The sequence below is a fragment of the Cetobacterium somerae ATCC BAA-474 genome (assembly GCF_000479045.1).
Taxonomy (GTDB): domain Bacteria; phylum Fusobacteriota; class Fusobacteriia; order Fusobacteriales; family Fusobacteriaceae; genus Cetobacterium_A; species Cetobacterium_A somerae.
This window is the reverse complement of the sequence record NZ_KI518086.1, coordinates 1-4,524: the sequence shown is the minus strand read 5'-3', so window position 1 is coordinate 4,524 and position 4,524 is coordinate 1. Positions and strand designations below refer to the sequence as shown.

The window sequence follows — 4,524 nt, the reverse complement described above, 5'->3', positions numbered from 1 at the left end:
ATATTATATAATTTTATATATTTTTTAAGTTACCCTCATTAATAAGTGCTTATTTTTTATTTAATATTAGAAAATTAGAAAAATTACATTGTTATAGTTGTTTATATTGTTATATATTGTTTATATTGTTATGTACAAAAAAAAGTATAAAAAAAGCTTGTTTAAGCATTGATTTTATTATGAAAAGTAATGTTTTTATTACCACGCATTATTGGGGACTTGTTACACGTATTATTGGGGGTGATTACACGTATTACTGAGGGTGATTACACGTATTACCGAGGGCTTTTACACGTATTACTGAGGGTTTAATAAAAATTTAACGTATTGCTGGGGGATATTTATTAATTTATTATATGACCACGCATTACTGAGGTGTATTTTATAAGAAAAAATGACTGTTTTTAAGAATAATTTATATATTTTTATAAGAAATTATGTTAAAATATGTAAAAAATTGGATAATTTTCTAGATAACCCCCATTATTAAGTGTAAAAAATTTAGATTATTTTTAAGGAGATAAATTAATGAGCAAGTGGTATGAAGAGGAAGTTATAGATACACCAGAAACAGAGATAGTAGAAGAAAATATCTATGTAGACGAAGATTTTATTAAAAATAAATCCTTAGTTCGTGTTGATATGAACGTTATACAATATCCACTTTTTTCTAAAAATACAAGAAGAAAAGTAAATCAAATTGTAAAATATTATTTTAATAAAAATCGTGATACATATATAAATGTTACACCAAAAGCAGGAGATTATATACCTGGAGAATTAGAAGAAAAAGTTTTTATAGCCTTGATGAAAGTTATGAAAAATAAAGGTATGCCAAGAAGATTTATTGTAACGGCAGCAGAGTTAAAAAAAGAACTAAAGTTAACAACCAAAGATTATGTAAAAAGGATTAAAGAAAGTTTATCAAGGTTGGCAACTTCTAACTATAACTTTAAAAATACAATGTATTCTTCTGTGAATAAATCAATCTTAACTCAAGATATTGAAACAACAATTCTATCACTAAAAACAATTAGACTTGATGATAGAAAAAATAAAACTCTTAAAGATCAGATCAGTGATAACAGAATAAAAGAAGTTTATGAAATATCTGTATCAGACCATTTTTACAATAATATAATGACAAAAGGTTATATGGTTTATAATTCTGATATTTTATTAGATATAGATACCAGTACGGCTCGTACAATTTATATGTTAATAGAAAAGCTTAGATATCATGAGCTTTACTTAAGAATAGATACACTTTTTTTAATAAAAAGAATTCCGTTAAAGTTTAATCCTAAAAACCCACATAACACTATAAAAATTTTAGAAAATAATTTAAACGAATTAAAAATAAAAAATTTGATTAAAGAGTTTAATTTTGTAAAAGATAGTACTTGGGAAAAATCAGAGATAGAGATACATTTTTATGAAGATTCGGCTGAAGAAAAACAAGAGAGATTTTTTGATGATTTTAATGATTTTAAAAATATTTCTACTCAATTAACAATATCTGCAACAGAGCACGATACATTAACTGAAAATGAAAAAGAACAATTGGAAAAAACAGTTATAACTAAAGAGTTGATAGAAGAATTATTTAATAAGTTACCAAATATAGCTAAAAAATTGAAATCTATGCCAAAAACTATAGCAGATAGTATTGAAAAATATGGAGAAGAAAAAGTAAGAGGAACAATAGCTTATTTAAATAAGCAAAAAAAATTAACTAGTCCAAGAGCATTTTTCTTAAAAGCTTTAGAAAATGATTGGGCAGGAGATATTATTATAGAAAAAACTAAAAAAGAAAATTTATCTCAAGAGAAAATTGAAATAAGAAAAGATGAAGTAATTGATGAAAAATTTCTTCAATTAGAAGCTTCTTTTGAGTTATTAACTCAAGAAGAAAAAGATGAGATAGAAAAAAATGCATTTAAAAATTATATAAAAATATGTGGAATGAACACTAAAATACAGAAAATGGCTTTTAATGCTGGAAAAAAAAGAATAATTTTAAACTATTTAAATGAGATAGATTATTTTAATTGTAACTCTTCACCAGAATTAGAGGTAATAGAAATAGAGGCAAAAAATAAAAGCTATTCAGAGCCTTTAACTAAAGAATTTTTATCATTAGCAAAAGATTATATAAATAATGTGTTAATAATGCTAGAAGGAGATTTCTCTAAAGAGGAGTTATTAAGATTGAAAATGAGATTAACAAAGGAAGTATTAGCAGGGAATATTCAAACTATAGATGATGTTCAAAATAAAGTTGAGGAAATTTTATTAGGAAAATAATTTAATAAGTAATTTTAAGATAAGTAAAAAGCACTTTTTCATTAGTTGAAAAAAGTGCTTTTTTTATAAAAAAAAGAGATTATCTTAAGATAAATCCCTTCTACTCGCGGACAAATTATAACATTAAAAATATTTAAAATCAATAAAAGTGAGAAAAAAATATTTTTTAGGCTTGACATAACACAATAAAAGAAGTATTATTTTATTAAGGTAAAATATAGAAAATTTTAATGTAAAGTCCTTTCTACTCGCAATAGAAAATTCATTAACTTTTTCTAAAATTTAGGAGGATAATAATGAAAATAAACTATCGTGAAAATTTGATAACAGTAACATTAAATTTAAATGGAGCAAAGATATCTTTAGAAGGAAAAAATTCAGATGAAATTGAAAAAGCTCTTAAAAATTTAAAATTATTGTTAAGTTAAGGAGTTAAGAATGATAAAAAAATTATCGTTTTCATATAAAAAAGATGGAAGATTAAATGGGTGTAGATTAAATTTATCTAAAGATATTTTAAATTTTTTATCTATAACAGAGGAAAACAATAACATTATTTTTGAATATAAAAATGATGAAATTATTTTAAAGTATGGAAAAACTTTAGTAGAGCAAGAGCAAAAAACGGAAAATGGAAAAATTCTTTTATTAATAAAAAATTATAAAGTTAAATTTGATAAAGTAGGAAAATATAAATCACCAAAATTAGTAATTCCGTTGCCTATTATAAATAGTTTAGGCTTAACGGAAGAGAAAAAAGATGTTGTAATTACACTATTAGATGACGCTGTGAGTATAAAGCCAAATGTGGAGGGAAAAGTGGATAGAAAAGGAAAAGTATACACAATAAAAGTTAATAAAGGTGGAGTAGGAAAAACTTTTTTAACAGTTCAATTATCAGTTGGACTATCATTAATTGGAAAAAAAGTATTAATTTTAACATCAGATTCTCAAAATAATGTGTTAGACTATACAGCTCCACAAGAGCATAAACCTATTTTTGATAGTGGTTTAAAAGCTTTTGTAAAAGGTGAAGATGGAGATATTGTAAGAATAAGAGAAAATGTTGATTTTATTCCACTTGAGGATTCTAAATTTTCTACAACATTTTTAAATAATCTTCCTAAATTTATAGAAAAAATGAAAATAGAGTATGACTTTGTTTTAATTGATAGTATTCCAACTATGAAATTAGATACAATATTTGTAGAGTGTTCAGATAAAGTTATTATTCCTTGTTTCTGTGATAGAGTTACAGTTGAAGGAGTTATAAATGTAGTAGAAGAAGCTGGTATTGATAAGGTATTTTCAATAATAGTTAATAAATACAGAAATACAACAAATCAGAATAAATATTTAAATGATTTAAAAAATGTTTTAGGAGAAACAACAATACTTCTTCCTGAGCCGATAAAAGAGTTATCGCAAATTGAAACTCTTTTAGAGAAAGGAAAAAGCGTTTGGGAAACAAATTCAAAAGGATTACAAGAAGTTCAAGATAGTTTAATAGAAGTTATAAAAGGGATGTAACACATGTGTTACAAGAATAAAATTTATGTTACAGTGTTATATTAAAAATTAAGTTTGCTTAAATTATACAATGAGGGGTGTTCAATGGGAGCAATAGATAGATTGAGAAGAGCTACTGAAGGAGCTAGCAAAGAAGTCATTGAAAAAGAGAAGAAAAGTGAAGCACTAGAAATAATAAAAAATGTAGCTAAAATAGAATTTTGTGAAACTAAAGAGGAAAATGAGTTTTTAGAAGTAAAAACAAAAGAGATTTTAAATTTACAAGCTAATGCTTCAATTCAACTTGGAAAGATTTTTAAAGAAGTTTCAGAAAAAATACAAGAGGATATGACATATTGTCAGTGGTTAGAATTAGTTGGTTTTAATAGAATGACAGCTTTGAGACATAGAAGAAGATTTGAATTATTTGAGAATACTAGTACTGACACGGCAAAAGAAATTGTAGGATCTTTAACTTTCAGAGAGATAGAAAAAATTTATAAAAATTTAGAAGAAAATTTAACATATTTAAACACATCAAATAGTGTGATTGAGTTTAAAATGTTTTTAAAAGCAGAAAATCCAATTAGAAGTGAAGAGATTAGAAAAGAGATTGGAGTAAATATAAATTTTGAGATTTTTAATAATATAAAAGAAAAAATTCAATATGTTGATGATAAAAGAAAAGAAGAGATAGAAAAATTATTA

Annotated in this window: 4 protein-coding genes; all 4 read left to right on the top strand. The window is 24.2% G+C overall.

Annotated elements, in window-relative coordinates:
- Positions 1-528 precede the first annotated feature (528 nt).
- Entirely contained in the window at positions 529-2,307 is a 1,779-nt protein-coding gene (locus tag HMPREF0202_RS02510; protein WP_023051806.1) for a replication initiation protein, read from the top strand.
- Between the two features lie 296 nt (positions 2,308-2,603).
- The gene (locus tag HMPREF0202_RS15585) at positions 2,604-2,735 is read left to right on the top strand and encodes a hypothetical protein (protein ID WP_023051805.1); all 132 of its coding nucleotides are present in this window, start codon (positions 2,604-2,606) and stop codon (positions 2,733-2,735) included.
- Between the two features lie 10 nt (positions 2,736-2,745).
- Positions 2,746-3,837 carry a ParA family protein gene (locus tag HMPREF0202_RS02505; RefSeq protein ID WP_023051804.1) on the top strand — a complete coding sequence of 364 codons (1,092 nt, stop codon included), beginning with the start codon at positions 2,746-2,748 and terminating at the stop codon, positions 3,835-3,837.
- 84 nt (positions 3,838-3,921) lie between these two features.
- A partial coding sequence (locus HMPREF0202_RS02500; protein ID WP_023051803.1) for a hypothetical protein occupies positions 3,922-4,524 on the top strand: 603 nt, incomplete at its 3' end.